This is a genomic window from Thermococcus sp. 2319x1, assembly GCF_001484685.1.
Classification (GTDB): Archaea; Methanobacteriota_B; Thermococci; order Thermococcales; family Thermococcaceae; genus Thermococcus_A.
The window spans coordinates 64,760-80,842 of record NZ_CP012200.1 but is presented as its reverse complement, the minus strand read 5'-3'; the positions used below and the strand labels follow the sequence as shown (position 1 = coordinate 80,842).

15 protein-coding genes are annotated in these 16,083 nt (G+C 44.6%); 10 read left to right on the top strand and 5 right to left on the bottom strand.

The features are described 5' to 3' along the window. The first annotated feature begins 77 nt into the window (after positions 1–77). The 4 genes from ADU37_RS00395 to ADU37_RS00380 all read left to right on the top strand — a co-directional run bounded on the left by ADU37_RS00395 (position 78) and on the right by ADU37_RS00380 (position 4,267). A complete protein-coding gene (locus tag ADU37_RS00395) occupies positions 78–1,394 on the top strand; it encodes a hypothetical protein (protein WP_058945775.1) in 1,317 nt (438 codons plus the stop codon). Then, positions 1,378–2,277 carry a 2-phosphoglycerate kinase gene (locus ADU37_RS00390; protein WP_058945774.1) on the top strand — a complete coding sequence of 300 codons (900 nt, stop codon included), beginning with the start codon at positions 1,378–1,380 and terminating at the stop codon, positions 2,275–2,277. The genes ADU37_RS00395 and ADU37_RS00390 overlap by 17 nt, the downstream gene beginning before the upstream one ends. A gap of 62 nt (positions 2,278–2,339) precedes the next feature. Beyond that, positions 2,340–2,750 carry a cyclic nucleotide-binding/CBS domain-containing protein gene (locus ADU37_RS00385; protein WP_058945773.1) on the top strand — a complete coding sequence of 137 codons (411 nt, stop codon included), beginning with the start codon at positions 2,340–2,342 and terminating at the stop codon, positions 2,748–2,750. Positions 2,751–2,755: 5 nt separating this feature from the next. Next, positions 2,756–4,267, top strand: coding sequence for a metallophosphoesterase (locus ADU37_RS00380; protein WP_058945772.1), 1,512 nt, complete (start codon positions 2,756–2,758; stop codon positions 4,265–4,267). Here the strand turns inward: ADU37_RS00380 and ADU37_RS00375 are convergent. From ADU37_RS00375 to ADU37_RS00355, 5 genes are all read right to left on the bottom strand, one after another. Beyond that, positions 4,264–4,734 carry a hypothetical protein gene (locus ADU37_RS00375; protein WP_058945771.1) on the bottom strand — a complete coding sequence of 157 codons (471 nt, stop codon included), beginning with the start codon at positions 4,732–4,734 and terminating at the stop codon, positions 4,264–4,266. The two genes, ADU37_RS00380 and ADU37_RS00375, sit on opposite strands and share 4 nt — an antisense overlap. Before the next feature lie 51 nt (positions 4,735–4,785). Continuing rightward, a complete protein-coding gene (locus ADU37_RS00370) occupies positions 4,786–5,385 on the bottom strand; it encodes a potassium channel family protein (protein ID WP_058945770.1) in 600 nt (199 codons plus the stop codon). Next, positions 5,372–5,989, bottom strand: coding sequence for a potassium channel family protein (locus ADU37_RS00365; RefSeq protein WP_058945769.1), 618 nt, complete (start codon positions 5,987–5,989; stop codon positions 5,372–5,374). The genes ADU37_RS00370 and ADU37_RS00365 overlap by 14 nt, the downstream gene beginning before the upstream one ends. A 57-nt stretch (positions 5,990–6,046) precedes the next feature. After that, on the bottom strand, positions 6,047–7,231 hold the full coding sequence (locus tag ADU37_RS00360; RefSeq protein ID WP_058945768.1) for a magnesium transporter: 1,185 nt from the start codon (positions 7,229–7,231) through the stop codon (positions 6,047–6,049). Between the two features lie 137 nt (positions 7,232–7,368). After that, on the bottom strand, positions 7,369–9,243 hold the full coding sequence (locus ADU37_RS00355; protein ID WP_058945767.1) for a phosphoenolpyruvate carboxykinase (GTP): 1,875 nt from the start codon (positions 9,241–9,243) through the stop codon (positions 7,369–7,371). Between the two features lie 107 nt (positions 9,244–9,350). On the opposite strand from ADU37_RS00355, the gene ADU37_RS00350 reads away from it, so the two are divergent. The 6 genes from ADU37_RS00350 to ADU37_RS00325 all read left to right on the top strand — a co-directional run bounded on the left by ADU37_RS00350 (position 9,351) and on the right by ADU37_RS00325 (position 16,083). Next, entirely contained in the window at positions 9,351–10,436 is a 1,086-nt protein-coding gene (locus ADU37_RS00350) for an NDP-sugar synthase (protein ID WP_058945766.1), read from the top strand. 10 nt (positions 10,437–10,446) lie between these two features. Further along, positions 10,447–11,154, top strand: coding sequence for a phospho-sugar mutase (locus ADU37_RS00345; protein ID WP_058945765.1), 708 nt, complete (start codon positions 10,447–10,449; stop codon positions 11,152–11,154). 67 nt (positions 11,155–11,221) lie between these two features. Further along, complete coding sequence (gene tmk, locus ADU37_RS00340) at positions 11,222–11,851, top strand: dTMP kinase (protein WP_004068218.1); 630 nt, start codon at positions 11,222–11,224, stop codon at positions 11,849–11,851. A gap of 308 nt (positions 11,852–12,159) precedes the next feature. After that, positions 12,160–13,527 carry an acetate--CoA ligase alpha subunit gene (acs, locus tag ADU37_RS00335; RefSeq protein WP_058945764.1) on the top strand — a complete coding sequence of 456 codons (1,368 nt, stop codon included), beginning with the start codon at positions 12,160–12,162 and terminating at the stop codon, positions 13,525–13,527. A gap of 10 nt (positions 13,528–13,537) precedes the next feature. Beyond that, the gene (iorA, locus tag ADU37_RS00330) at positions 13,538–15,478 is read left to right on the top strand and encodes an indolepyruvate ferredoxin oxidoreductase subunit alpha (protein WP_058945763.1); all 1,941 of its coding nucleotides are present in this window, start codon (positions 13,538–13,540) and stop codon (positions 15,476–15,478) included. After that, the gene (locus ADU37_RS00325; RefSeq protein WP_058945762.1) at positions 15,475–16,083 is read left to right on the top strand and encodes an indolepyruvate oxidoreductase subunit beta; all 609 of its coding nucleotides are present in this window, start codon (positions 15,475–15,477) and stop codon (positions 16,081–16,083) included. Before iorA ends, ADU37_RS00325 begins: the two co-directional genes overlap by 4 nt.

Sequence of the window (16,083 nt, the reverse complement as noted above, 5' to 3'; positions counted from 1 at the left end):
CGTAGAAGTTAAACTAGCTCACTTAACTCCAGAAGGATTTTATACCTAAACTAACTTAAACCTCTAAAGGTGGGAGAATGAGAATGGTGCTTATTGATGGGGAGCACTATCCAGATGTAACTGCATGGGCCATAAAACAGCTCGGAGATGTATGCTGTGCAGTGTTTTTGGGGGGTACGGAGAAAATAGGCGATGTGAAGTCCTTGGAGAAAAAAATAGGGGTCAAGCTGTACTATGGAGAGAACTATCTCCTTGAAATCGAGAAAGCCATTAGGGAGAACAAGATTGAGGAAGTCATCGACCTGAGCGACGAGCCCGTGCTAAACTATGAGGACAGATTTAGAATAGCGGCAGTGCTCCTAAAGCATGGAATAAAATACAGGGGTGCTGATTTCGAATTCTCCCCAAAAGAGATGATTCAAATTAACAAGCCAAGTCTCACAATATTGGGTACTGGGAAAAGAGTTGGAAAAACGGCGGTAAGTGGCTTTGTTGCAAGGACTCTGAAACAAATTGCAAATCCAATAATAGTAACAATGGGCAGGGGAGGACCGGAGGAACCGGAAATAATTGAGGGGGATAAGATAGAAATAACTCCCGAGTTCTTAGTAAAAATCGCGGAGTCAGGGAAGCACGCTGCATCTGACCATTTTGAAGACGCTTTAACGGCCAGGGTTTTAACCATCGGATGCAGAAGATGCGGAGGTGGAATGGCAGGTTTTAGCTTTTTCGATATCGTTGACAAAGGAATAAAACTCGCGGAGAAGCTTGAAGGGGATATAGTGATACTTGAGGGAAGCGGTGCCACCTTTCCAGCTGTTAAAGCAGATAAATACATAACCGTCGTCGGTGCAACTCAGAGGATTGAGTTCGTAAGGAGCTATTTCGGACCCTTTAGAGTGGGACTCGCGGACTTAATCGTGGTCACACTTGCCGATATGGTAAGCAAAGAGAAGCTTGAAGAGCTCCAAAGGGTTTTGAGAGAAATAAACCCAAAAGCGGAAGTTCATTTAACGGCCTTTAGGCCAAGACCTTTGGGAGAAGTAAGGGGCAAAAAAGCTCTCCTCGTTATGACCGCACCTCCGGAAGGACTTAACAAAGCCGCAAAATATTTGGAAGATCATTACGGGGTTGAGATAGTTGGAAAAAGCTCAAACTTGGCAAACAGAGAAAAACTCAGGGAGGACTTGAAACGCTTTGATAACTACGATACGGTCATAGTGGAACTAAAAGCAGCTGCCGTAGACGTGGTTACAAGGGAAGCCCTCAAGCATGGAAAGGAAATAATATACCTAGACAATGAGCCGGTTAACATAGACGGAAAGGACTTGAAGGAAGCTGTTTTGAAAATCGGAAGGGAGCTCAAAGGTGAGGCAAATGATAATCGTCGTTGATTCCAAAGAGAAAACCAAAATACCCTTTTCACGGGGAATCTTAACTAGATCAATAACTTCTACCGGCGTTGACGTTGGGATAGCCTATTCAATAGCGGCAGAGATAGTAAAGGAACTTGAGAGAAAAAAGGTAAAGGTAATCACCAAGGATGAAATCCGGAAAATGACCTATAAGAAGCTCTTGGATCATGGACTGAAAGATGCCGCTAGGAAGTATCTTTTCTGGCATGAGCTTAGAAGGCTGAAGTATCCGATGATAATCCTCCTCGGAGGGGCAACCGGGGTTGGAAAGTCCACACTAGCGACGGAGTTGGCTTTTAGACTCGGGATAAGGACTGTCATAGGAACAGACACCGTTAGAGAGGTAATGAGGAAAATAATAAGCAAAGAGCTCCTACCATCTCTACACACCTCCTCATTTTTGGCATGGAGAGAACTTAGAAACCTGCCAAAAGATGTTGATCCCCTAATATATGGCTTCGAGAGTCAAGTACGCTATGTAACCGTGGGAATCAACGCCGTTGTGGAGCGTTCATACAAGGAGGGTTTCAACACGATAATAGAGGGAATTCACTTAGTCCCGGGCTATATAACTCTAAACGACAGAAGCTTTATGTATTTGATAACAGTAAGGAACAGCGAGGCACTTGAAGCGAGGTTTTACGAAAGGGCTCGCTATAGCCTCAGGCCAGCCGAATACTACGTGAAAAACATCGACAACATAATGCGCATCCAAGAGTATCTAATCGAAAAAGCAAAAGAGTATGGAATTCCAATTATAGAGAACATCGAGCTTGAGCAGTCAATAAACTCCATAATGAATAACCTCATGGAGGAAATACCAAAACGGCTTAAGAAAAAAGGTATAGAACTTCCAATTTAAAGGCAAAACCCTTTTATCTTTCTGAGACCAATTAATTTTTGAGAGCTTTTGTGGTGATTCCAATGGATGAAAACGCTCCTATCAAGGTGTATATGACGAAGAAGCTCATAGGGGTAAGGCCAGAAGACACCGTCCAAGAGGCATGCAAATTGATGGTGGATTTTGACATTGGTTCTCTGGTGGTTATTGACGAAAAAGACAACGTTGTGGGTTTCTTTACAAAAAGCGATGTTATCAGGAGGGTAATCGTCCCAGGTTTGCCCTATACAACGCCAGTAAAGGAGATAATGACAAAAGACCTCATTACCGTGGACACGAATACACCTCTAAAGGAAGTGCTGAAGATAATGGCTGCAAAGAGAATAAAGCACATGTTGGTGAGGGAAGAAGGAAAAGTCGTCGGGATTTTCACACTGAGTGATTTGCTCGAGGCAAGCAGGAGAAAGCTCGAAACTTCAATAGCAACGGAGTGAGGGATATGAAAATAGCCCACATAAGTGACACCCACATAACCAGCGAAGAAGCCTACAAGGGCTACGCCTACGATTTAATAGCCAACGAGGTCAACACACTGGACTATGACATAGTTATTCACACGGGAGATGTGACAAACGAGGGGTTGAGGGAAGAATACGAGAGGGCAAGTTATGAACTAAAAAAGATTCAGAAGCCTTTAATCGTCGTTCCCGGAAATCACGATGCAAGAAACGTCGGTTACGAACTCTTTGAGAAGTACATAGGGCCACTAAATGGGGTTTACGAAAAAGGAGACCTTGTCATCATATGGGTCGATTCAACGATCCCAGACCTAAGCGATGGAAGAATAGGAGGATACAAGTTCCACTGGCTCAAAGAAAAGCTTGAGGAGTATTCCCACAAAAAATTCAAGATCGTTGCTTCCCACCACCATTTAGTTCCCTTACCAGATACTGGAAGAGAAAGGAACGTTTTATTCAATGCCGGCGATGTGTTGGACTTACTCTTAAAGCACGATGTTAACCTTTACATCTGCGGACACAAGCACGTGCCGAATATCTACAAAGTTGAGGGGCTTGTTGTGGCAAATGCCGGCTGCACCTCATGCAGAAAGACCAGAAAAGGCGACGTAAACAGCTACAACATAATCAAAATCAAAGGGGATGGAAAAATCTCGGTAAGTATAAAGCGGGTGACCGGAGATATCACAAGAAGAGAGTTTAAAATCAAAAAGCAAAGGATTTTTGTTCCAAAGAAGAGAAGATTGTTAAGAATCGTCCAGATGAGCGAGAGCAATGTTTCAGATAGGGTTTATTTCAGAGAGAGAGTTTTGAAAAACGCGATTAAAGCTATCAACGAGAAATACAAGCCAGATTTAGTCATACACTGTGGAGATCTTGTTGATGTAGGAACCGAGAGATATTATGCAAAAGCTTACGAATTCTGGGAAAAGATCAAGCCAGAAAAGATCATAGTGCCGGGTCACAACGACATTACCTACCTCGGCTACGACCTCTTCAAAGAGTATTTTGGGGAGCCAAAGATAGTTGAAATGGAAAATTTTGCCTTCATTCCGATAATTTCGGCCCAGTACGAGACTCCTATAGGAGTGGTTGGGAGGATAGGCCAGAAGATTTTGAGAAAGCATCTACAGGAACATGAAGAAAAGTTCAGAGCCGTGATAATGCACCACAACATAATTCCAATACCCAAGAGCAGGGAGATAGGATTTTTGGAAGATGGAGGGAATGTTTTAAAAATACTGACCGAGGAAAAAGCAAATTTGGTTTTAACCGGTCACGGTGGCAACACATTGGGAATAAAAGTCGAAGAAACACCGATAATAAACGCAGGATCAATAAGCTGGGAGCTCCACAGAAATCCCTTTGGAAACTCCTTCAACTTAATAGACATCTATGAAGATATGATAGCAGCGTTTGAGATACAGGCAACCTGGGGATCAAGAAAACTCCTTGGAATATGGAAGATAAAAACAAAAGTGCCGTGGGCTTAGCCAAAGAAGGCGCCCATCATGTCCATCTGCTCTTCCGAAAAGCCCTTAACTTTGAACTCGGGCATCTTAGCAATAAGCTCCTCGTATCTCTTCTCATCTATTTTCTCAACCCCTGTGCCCTTCACATGAAATGCCCTCAAAGTATCCTCCGACCTGTATGCAACCAGAAATTCCTCGCTTTCTATATTTTCGAAGTTCACAAAGATAACGTTTCCACCCGTATAGGGCTTTTTACATTTAAAGGGAAAGCTTGCTGAGCTTAACATCGCATCTCCAAGGGCAAAGTTGGCTTTCTTACCGTTTATCTCCGTCCAAAAGGGCTTTCCCTCAAAGTCTCCTTCTACAACTATGAGGGTCTTCTGTCCGTCAAACTCTATAACGGGGGCACCATTTTCTTCGAGAATGTCAAAGAGCTCCTCAATTGTTTCGGCATTTTTTAGACTTGCAACAAATCCTTCCACCTTCATTCCAAGTCCTCCATTTCTTTTTCAAAAACAAGTAACCTGAAGGGTTTATAATCATTCCTCCTCCTCTTCTATGAATTCTCCTTCCCCCTCTTTTTCGTTGGAAAGCTCTCTCAGGCGATCAATTCCAGAGCCTACAGCTATTAGTATGTCCCCCTCTTCAATTTTCTCGTCCTTGGGGGGGTTGTAAATATACCTTCCTCCCCTCTTTATCGCTATTAACCTTACACCAACTTTAGTCGGAAGCTTAAGCTGTTTGAGGGATTGCCCTATTAGTATTGACCCCTTGTTAACCTTTATGCGTCCTATTTCTTCATCAACATCGTGCATTATTTTCCTTATTATGGGGTGAGGCTCAACGTCCCTGAGAACGAGGTCTGCTATCTCATAGGCGGAATCGCTTATCTGCTCGTTTATCGTGGCCATCTCAATTATACTGAGGAGTTTTTCGGGGTTTTCCTCATATTTAGCTGCTCGTAATGCAAGCTTTTTAACCTTTAATGTAAGCTCGTCCATCTTTTCTTCCAGGATATAAACCTCATCGGCTATGTCCTCACTGTTGTACATAACAGAGGAAAATGCAAGGTCAACCATAAGGGAAGAGAGATTTTTCATCTCTATAAGATAATCTTTTATCTCTTCAAGCTCTTTCATTACCAACCACCCTGATAGCCCCTCTCGCAATCTCCTTAAGGTGTTCAACAGAGGTGTGAGTTCCCCTTCCTATCAAAATATCTCCCGGCTTTATCTTGAAGTCCTTATCCGGAGCAAAAATCCACCTCTTACCCCTTTTCACCGCTATTATCCAAACCCCAGTGTTTGTGGCAAGGTCAAGTTCCCCAAGTGTTTTTCCTACGATGACAGAATCGGCCGTTACGGGTATTTTGGCTATTACTTCCTCGCTTTCCATAATCGCCTCTGTAATAACTGGATGAAGTTCAACTCCTTCAAGAACCATCTTCGCAAGGTCTCCAGCGGCGTTTGAGATGTCCTCTATTGAATTCGCCATCTGCAGAACAGAAGTTATTTGCTCCGCCTCCTTTGGATTTCTTGCTGCCAAAACAGCGTGTGTCATAAGGTGGTAGTTAAGCAAATCCATTCTCTCCTCGAGATCGAGCACTTCCTCGGCTATCTCCTTGTCCCCGAAGAGGATTGCCGTATAGGCAAGATCAACCATAAGCTCAACGATGTTTTTCATCTCTATGAAAATTTCTTTAACGCTCTTAGGCTGATACTCAAATTCCTCAAGCTCTTCCATCCCTTCGTCCTCCCCGTTTTTATCTCATATCTCATTTTCTTTTAAGGTTTTCTTAACCTAAACAATCAGACGAGCAACCCCTACGGTGAAGAGTGTTGAGAAGATATCTGCTAAAGTTGTTATCGTTGGAACGGTGGCATTATCGGGATCCAAGCCGAGTCTATCAAAGAATATTGCGAGGAAGTATCCAATGAACATGTTAAACAAGACCAAGAGAGGATAAAGAAAAATAAACGGGAGAACAAGTCCAATGCTCTTCCCCAAGCTTAGTTTTACCACACCTATTGCCACTAAGTTCATTAGAACTGCCATGAAAAAGCTCGTCACAAAGTACACAAAAATTTCCAGTATAGAATCCCGGTTAAGGAAGCCCTCGATTTCCCCAAGATGAAGCTTCGTTGAGGTTTTTGCCCCAATAATTGATCCATAGTTTCCAGCGGTGTCAAGTATTGCAGGGTACATGACGCTGAACACAACAGAAGCATAAATAACTTCGCTGTAAGATTCGAGCAGTCCACCCGAAATGCTTGACAGCAATGCTAAAGCCCCAATAATTCCTAAAATTTCTCTAATCACGCGTTTCTCTTCGCTTTCAAATTTTGTTTTAATGAACATAGCTAACAAAAGCACAAACGCCAAAACCACTAAGCTATAGAAGAGAGGGGGGATGTCTTCATAAAGGAGAATAAAGAAGACCAGAAAAGGCATCGTGACGAGATCTCCAGCGGAAGTTACCAAAGGTGCCGCCACGGTGTCTGGATCAATGCCCTTCTTGAAGGGCAGTACAGTAACAAGTGCTGTTGCATAACCCATTATCAAGCTTACGAAAATAGTCGAAGTTAGCACTATTAAAAGCACAATCATCCCGGATATGGCGTTTCCCACTTTAAGAACTCCTATAATCCACAGTACAATAACAGGGAGGAGAGACAGGAGAATGCTCAAGAAGATGTTTTTCAAAACATTTTTATCTCCCAGCTTTGGCTCCATCTCACCTAGATGGAGCATTGTAGTAAAGCGGGAAGCCATTGCGCCAAAAATGTTGCCTCTCAACCCCATAAGTCCCGGGAGAATCACGAATATGACCGGGTAACTCAGCATAATCTTTTCAAAAAATCTACCCAAGAAGGCTCCGGCAAAGAAGTCCATAAGAAGACAAACTATTAGCGGTGGAACTGCTATCAATGCTTCCCTGAATTTCTCTGAAAGCTCCCTTCCAAGAACTACTTGGAGGCTTTTCATATTCCTCCCCCCTCATTTCCGCTCCCTCCTTGCCACCCTCTTTTACCTTACCGAGTAACTCTCCGAAAAGTTATATAAAAAGGTTTTGGTGACCCTAACCGAAGAAAAAAGAAGTAAGAGACGGATTTTCTTATATGTTAGCTCTTTTCTAGCTGGAATGGGGATATGTAATCTCCATACTTCTCTTTCGCCTTTAGGAGTCTTTGTCTCTCTTCCTCTAAAATCTTAAAGAGCTCTTCTGGGATGTTGCCAACATCCTTGTAAATCTTTTCAATCCTCTCTATTTTGGCAAGGAACTCGGGAACCCTGATGGTGAACTGCTTTTCATAGTCTTCTCTGCTGTAATCCTTGTTGAGGACTTCTTTAAAGAGTCTCTTCAGGTCTTCGTATTTTGGAATGTATCCAACGGGAGTTTCTATCGCATCAACATCTCCATGAACCCTAAGCTCCATCCATTTGAGCCACACTGCCTTGTCGAGCTTATGATTCAGCCATCTGCCGTCTTTATCCCTAAGGAAGTAGTTAACGGCAAATATTTTCGGCTTTATCCTTAGCTTCTTTTCAAATTCAAGGTAGTTCCTAAGGTAGTCCCCAATATGAACGCTCATGAAATCCAAAATAGCCATTGGATTGAATGCCCTCACTCCTTCCTTTCCAAGGGTGGCCGCGGTTGTTTCACTTTCCAGTGCCGCTCCCATAGTAATGACCCCATGGGCCCAGTCAAAGGCTTCCCTCACCGGGGGCCAGGTATCCGCATCTCTGCCACCAAATATTATGCCACCGATTCTAACGCCACAAGGGGCTTCAAGGGCCTCTAAATCAACGTTTGGAAATGCCTCAAGGCTGACTGTGAAGCGGGCATTTTTGTGGCTCGGTGGTATCTCGTTACCCTCGGCATCTTTCTTTCCTCTCCACCACTTCCCGCTGTGATTTTCTCCCTCGTCTGGAATCGGAATGCCCATGTCATTCCAGTAGGTCTTTCCATCTTTAACGAGAACGTTCGAGAAGATTATCTCATTCGGTGAGTGAAGAACCTGCCATATTATTGGGTCATCCTCGTGGTTGACCCCCTGGATTATTCCAAAGACACCCTTCTCGACGTTAGCCCCTCTGGCTTCACCTTTCATGTCAACTATGAACGTGAGGTCATCCCCCACGATGTTTTCCCATGGAAGCATTGCTGTTGAGGTTTTGCCGCACATAGATGGATAGGCCCCCGTGAAATAGGTTTTTCTCCCATTAGGTCCGTTCACGCGCATAAGAAACATGTGCTCACTCAACCAGCCTTCTTGAACAGCTCTCCTAATCGTAAGCCTGAAGGCGAGCTTTTTGAGCCCTATTGCATTGCCACCGTACTGCGTGTTTGCCGAATAAACGGTCTCCCCTTCAAGGTCAATGTAAACCCTTCTCCTATCTATGTTCTTGCTGGTCTTTCTTTCATCAAGTTCCCCCGCGGAATGGACAAACTTCAAAAACTTTGCATCTCTTCCAAGACGTTTAAACTCCTCATAACCTTTTCTGTAAAGGATAAACTCACTGTGGGCAACATAAGCGGAATCGGTGAGCTGAACCGCTGGAATAGTGAAGATTGAGTTCTTAGGGCCGAGAACAAAGAAACACACAAACAGCTCCTTACCTTTTGCAATATCTCTCATGATTTCATGAATCTCCTTAAGCCCTTCTTCCCTGTCCATAGTGTTTATGAACGGAATCTCCACCCCCTTAGGAACCAAGATTTTAGTCCTAGCCTTGTCTCTAGCTTGATCATAATAGCCGTCGTAGTGGACGGTATGTCCGCTCATTGCGAGGGGCTTCTCTTCTCCGTATTCAATGGCCTTTCTCCTTACATAGTCCTCGTCTTCCTTCGAGTCTGTGCAAACAAAAACTTTTGCAGGATTCAAAAGATCAATGTACTTTGCCAAAAATTCATGGAGCTCAGGATTGTCAATTACCCTAATTTTCTCAAACTGTTCCGGATCAAGTCTATTTTGGAGGTATTCCAAAGGCTCCATTTACATCACCGTAAAAATTGTCATTATGACAAATTAAAAAGATTTCCAATAAAACCACCATAAATTATATTAACTGGGAAATCCCTAAACTTTATGGTGGCAGTTGTATGCAGGCAGTAGTTCTAGCGGGCGGAAAAGGCACAAGATTGCTTCCTCTAACCGTCTACCGCCCCAAACCGATGATACCATTTTTCAACAAACCCATGATGGAGTACATAGTCAAAGCCCTAATAAACGCTGGAGTGGAAGAGATATTCGTACTCGTTGGATACCTAAAAGAGAGAATCATGGAGTATTTTGGAGACGGAAGTGATTTTGGGGTTGAGATTCACTATTCAAATGGAGAGAACATAAAGCTAGGAACTGCAGGAGCAACAAAAAAGGTTGTGGACAAAATAGAGGACACGTTTATAGTTGCCTCAAGCGATGTTCTCACGAATTTGGACATTAAAGCCCTCTACGAGTACCACAGGAAAAAGAAAGCCCTCGCAACAATAGCCCTCTCTCAGGTTGAAGATCCAACCCAGTATGGAATAGCGATTGTAGATTCAGAGAACAGGATAATAAGGTTCAAGGAAAAACCAAAGCCGGAAGAGGCGTTTAGCAACCTTGTAAACGCAGGCATCTACGTGTTCGAGCCAGAAGCCTTTGACTTAGTGCCCAAAGGGGAAAACTTTGATTTCTCACTCAATCTGTTTCCCAAAATGCTCGAAGAGAATTTGCCCCTTTATGGTTTTCCGTTTAAAGAATACTGGAACGATGTGGGGAGGCCATCAAGCTACCTTCAGGCAACTGAAGATGTGTTCTTGGGAAGATTACAGCTTCCACAGTTAAGAACGGAATCCCTAAAAGGAAATCTGGAATATGGAGGCTCCCTTTACAGCGGGAGGAGATGCCAAATCAGAAATCCCAGCATAAGGGGATTTGCCGTACTTGGAGATAACGTTAAAATAGGCAGAAACGTTAAAATAGAACGTTCGGTAATATTCTCTAATGTGACTATCGAGGAAGGAGCAGAGATCTACGAAGCGATAATTGGAGAGAACGTTTACATCGGAAAGGGTGTAATTATTGAAAGCGGTAGCGTTATCGGAGATAACTCCGTGATTGAGGAGTTCACAAAAATTGGCGCAAATGTAAAAATCTGGACCGAGTCAAGAATTGGAAAAGAAAGTATAATACTTCCCGATTGAGGTGATTATGATGGAGATTTATAAATCCGAGGAATTCAACCCAGAGGAGCTCGCTCTGCTTGGTAGAGCAATAGGAACCGCAGGACAGGGGACTATAGTGGTAGGACGAGACGGAAGGGCAATTTCAAGGTATGGAAAGAGAGCACTCGTCGTGGGAATCGTAAGCACCGGGGCAGCGACCATGGATGTTAGACTTATTCCTCTGATAGCACTCAAAGACTTTGCCCATAAGAGGGGCCTTCCTCTGGTATATGTTTACTACCACAACGGGGTAAGGGTAGAGATTAGCGGCTTTGATCCCGATGAAATAGAGGCCATACTGGAGAGCAAGAAGTTTATAGAGGCACATCCCAACGATATAGGAGCGACTGTTTACTATCCCAACGCCCTGGATGACTTTCTGCAGGATATCTTCAGGCACTATAACTTCAAGATAGAGGGGACTGCACTGGTGGATTGCATGAATACTCCAGCAGTGCTCTTCTTTCCCAGATTAAATGAACACTTCGGGTTTGAAGTGGAGCTTCTCAACGATATGATGACCAGCTACCTACCTCCAAAACCCAAGGAGGTTTACCTTCAAAAGCTCAAAAAAGGAGATTACACCTTTGGACTCCGCTTCAAACCAAATGGATATGTGGAATTCCACAAAGGAGAGGAAGAAAAAGAGTTTGGAAGCATGTGGGAGCTCTTAAATCATATGAAGAAAGCCCTCTGAATTCCAACTCCAAGAAGAAATACAAAAAGCAAAAAATCAAGTAAGTCACAACTCTGGAGGTGTATTTATGGGCATGTTCATCGTCTTAGAAGGAATCGACGGGGCAGGAAAATCAACCCAGGCTAAAATGCTTGCGAAGTGGTTTGAAAACAAGGGATACGAAGTCGTTCTCACCAAAGAACCTACAGATACCGCTTTTGGAAAGCTAATAAGGAGACTCGTACTGACGGGAGGAAAAGAGGGAATAATCGATGGTGCACGGATAAGCAAAGAAGCGGAGGCATTGCTTTTTGCCGCGGACAGAGCAGAGCACGTTAAAAAGCTCATAGAGCCTTCTCTAAAAGCTGGAAAGGTGGTTATTTCAGACAGGTATTTCTACTCCTCCCTGGCTTACCAGTGGGCAAGGGGGCTTGATCTGGAGTGGCTCATCAACCTAAATGCCTTCGCCCCAAGGGCTGACCTCGTAATCCTCCTCGACTTGCCAGTTAAGGAGAGCATAAAACGCATAAACGGAAGGAGCATCAGGTCAGAGTTTGATAAAATTGTAGAGCTACAAAAAAAGGTGAGAGAAAACTACTTGAAGCTTGCCGAGAAGTTTGAGGAGATAAGGATTATAAACGCCCTGGCCCCAGTCGAGGACATTCACAATGATATAGTGGCTTTAGTTGAGCATGAACTCCTTGAAAAAAGAGAATAAAGGTCAGACAGTGCCGATCTCATCACCACTCAGACCGGTAAACGCACATCATCCCAAACCTTTTAACTCCCTCTTCTTTAAAAAGTGTTAGCCGATGACGAGCGTTAGCCACTCTGATGAGTGATGACAAGAGGGTTAGCTGAGGCTTTGCCTTTTGAGAACATATTACTCCGAGTGATAATTCATCCGTGTCGTTTTATGCTCATCAAAGACCAATTTGTGCTTTTTTATGGCCAAGATTGCCTAACTGCGCTTTCTCGGAAAGCTTATATAGACTTTTACCGATATGAAACTCGGTGATTGTAAAAATGCTCGATTATTTCTTCACCCCAAGGAGCGTTGCGGTGCTGGGGGCATCCAATGATCCTCTGAAACTCGGTTATGAGGTCTTCAAGAACCTAAAAGAGTACAAAGGAAAGGTGTATCCAGTAAATGTAAAAGACGAAGTCGTTCAAGGGATTAAAGCATACAAGAACGTCAAGGATATTCCAGACGAGGTTGACCTAGCTGTCATAGTTGTACCCAAAGGATTCGTCAAACAATCACTCATCGATTGCGGAGAAAAAGGCGTGAAAGGTGTCATAATAATAACAGCGGGATTCGGCGAAATGGGTGAAGAGGGAAAGAAAGAAGAGAGAGAACTCGTTGAAATAGCCCATAAATATGGAATGAGGATTATAGGGCCTAACTGTGTAGGAGTAATGGACACCCACAGCAATCTCAATGCAACGTTTATAATGAACGCCAAGAAAGGCAGTGTTGCCTTCGTATCCCAAAGCGGAGCCTTAGGAGCTGGAATAGTTTACAAGACTATCAAAGAGGACATTGGATTTTCTAAGTTCATAAGCGTCGGAAATATGAGTGACGTGGACTTTGCAGACCTTATGGAGTATTTGGCCGAGGATGAAAACAGCAAAGCCATCGCCCTTTATATAGAGGGTATAAAAGACGGAAGGAGATTCATGGAAGTTGCGAAAAGAGTCAGCAAGAAGAAGCCAATAATAGCCTTAAAAGCCGGAAAGAGCGAAAGCGGCGCAAGGGCTGCTTCATCCCATACGGGTTCTTTGGCCGGAAGTTACGCCATTTATGAAGCCGCATTCAAGCAAAGCGGAATTTTAGTTGCAAACACCATAGATGAAATGTTGAGTATGGCAAGGGCTTTTACCCAACCACTGCCAAAAGGAAAGAGAGTCGCAATAATGACCAACGCAGGTGGTCCCGGGGTTTTAACGGCAGACGAGATAGACAAGAGGGGACTAAAGTTAGCCAACTTGGAAGAGGAAACAATGCAAAAGCTCCGATCATTCTTGCCTCCAATGGCGGCAGTTAAGAACCCAGTTGATATGATAGCCTCAGCAAGGGGGGAGGAGTACTACAAGACAGCAAAGCTCCTCTTAGAGGATGAAAACGTTGATATGCTCATCGCTATTTGTGTTGTGCCAACTTTTGCGGGGATGACTCCGACGGAGCACGCGGAAGGGGTCATAAAAGCCGTTAAGGAAGTCAATAATGGAAAACCGGTTTTGGCATTGTTCATGGCCGGACACGTTAGCGAGAAAGCCAAGGAACTTCTTGAAAGAGAAGGCATTCCAACTTATGAAAGGCCCGAAGACGTTGGGGTAGCCGCTTATGCTCTGGCTGAGTTCGCCAAGTCAAAGGGTGTTGTTAAAGAATGAGGTGGTGTGGATGGCTAAAGTTAGCGATATTGTTTTATGGGACAAACCCGGGGAAAGGGTTTTGCTTTTAGGGAATCAAGCAATAGCCAGAGGAGCACTTGAGGCAAACATAGCGGTTTATGCCGCTTATCCTGGAACTCCAAGCTCGGAGCTCACCGATACAATGGCCGTTGTAAGCAAAAAAGCTGGAGTCTACATGGAGTACTCCACAAACGAAAAAGTTGCCTTTGAGACCGCTTTAGCCGCAGCTTGGAGTGGCCTCAGGGCAATGACGGCAATGAAGCACGTTGGTTTAAACGTTGCTGCCGATACCTTCCTGAGTGCAGTTGGAATGGGTGTTGAGGGTGGATTCGTCATAATGGTGGCAGACGACCCAAGCATGTGGTCTTCACAGAATGAGCAAGACACAAGGATTTACGCAAAGTTTGCAAACGTTCCGGTTCTCGAGCCGAGCGATCCCCAAGAGGCAAAGGAAATGACAAAATACGCTTTCGAGCTCAGCGAGAAGTTTAAGCACTTTGTGATTTTAAGGACAACGACGAGGACTTCACACGCAAGAGGGGATGTAGTATTAGGGGAACTGCCAGAGGAGATAAAGCAGGGAAAGAGAAAGTTTGGCAAGTTTAAAAAAGACCCAAACAGGTTTGTCGATGTCCCAGCTAACGCAAGAAAGTTCCACCCGGTAATCCTTGAGAAAATTGAAAAAATAAGAGAGGAACTCAACAACTGTCCATTCAACTGGATAGAAGGCGACGAGAACGCCAAGGTTGGTATAATCGCTCCTGGCTTAAGCTACGCCTATGTTAAAGAAGCTCTCGCCTGGCTTGGCGTTGACGATGTGAAGATCCTCAAGCTTGGAACACCGTTCCCAGTTCCCTATGGATTGTTAGAGAAGTTCTTCCAGGGACTTGAGATGGTTCTCATCGTTGAGGAGCTTGAGCCGGTGGTTGAGGAGCAGGTAAAAACGTGGGCCTATGACAGAGGCTTCACAATCCCAATTCATGGAAAAGACCTCGTGCCCAGAGTTTACGAGATGACGACAAGGAGGGCTGTAACTGCCATAGCAAAGTTCCTTGGGCTTGAGACGCCAATAAACTTTGAAGAGCTTGACGCAAAGTACGAAAAGGTTAAGCCCCTCTTACCCCCAAGACCTCCTTCACTGTGTCCAGCGTGTCCACACAGAAACAGCTTCTACGCCATAAAGAAGGCCACAAGGGCAAGGGCGATCTATCCAAGTGACATAGGCTGCTACACCCTTGGATTGCTTCCGCCGCTTCAAACCGTTGATACAACCGTGGCTATGGGAGCTTCAATCGGAATTGCCCATGGGTTGAGCATAGCCCAGAACGGAAGTCTAAGTGAAGAACAGAGAAACCCCGAGAAGCAAGTGATAGTTGCCACAATTGGTGACTCAACATTCTACCACACTGGTTTGCCAGCTTTGGCAAACGCAATCTACAACCGCTCAAACGTTCTCATAGTGGTTTTGGATAACCTCGTCACTGCAATGACCGGCGATCAGCCAAATCCAAGCACCGGACAGACCCCGCATGGTATGGGCAAGAGAATACCCATAGAGGACGTTGCAAAAGCCATGGGAGCTGATTTTGTGGCAGTAGTTGACCCATATGACATAAAGACAACCTATGAGACCATAAAGAAGGCCTTAGAGGTTGAAGGAGTTAGCGTTGTGGTATCGAGACAAGTGTGTGCCCTCTACAAAGTGGGACAAATGAGAAGAAGGGGAATGAAATGGCCAATCTACCAAGTCAATGAGGAGAAGTGCACAGGATGTAGGGTATGTATAAACGCCTATGGCTGTCCAGCGATTTACTGGGACGAGGAGAAGAGGCAGGCAAGAGTTGAGCCAACAATGTGCTGGGGATGCGGAGGTTGTGCCCAGGTGTGTCCATTTGGGGCCTTTGAACCCGTAAAGGAGGGATCACAATGAGGGAGTATAACATAGTCATCACCGGGGTAGGCGGTCAGGGAGTTTTAACGGCCGCAAACGTTCTTGGCTGGGCTGCCTTGAGAGCGGGATACAAGGTGAGGATAGGAGAAGTCCACGGAATGAGCCAGCGCTTTGGTTCCGTCATAAGTTACGTACGCTTTGGAGAGGACGTTTACGGCTCAATGGTGCCAGAGGGAAAAGCGGATGTTATGCTTTCCTTCGAGCCCGTAGAGGCCTTAAGATACATCAACTACCTCAAGGAGGGTGGAGTGGTAGTTGTTAACACAAAGCCAATAGTTCCAGTGCAGGTTTCAATGGGAATGGCAAAGTATCCAAGCTTGGAAGAGATAAGAAAAGTCTTCGAAGAGGACTTCAAGGCGAAATGGATTGGCTTTAATGCTGAAGAGCTTGCCGAACAAGCAGGTCACGTTGTCACAACAAACACAGTTCTAATTGGAGCTTTAACACAGATTCCGGAGTTCCCGCTCGATGCCGAGCACGTCAGAGAAGTCATAAAGCTAAGCGTCCCTCCAAAAGCCGTGGAAATGAACATGAAAGCCTTTGACCTTGGAATAAAGGCTGCAAAAGAAATTTTGGGGCTCTAA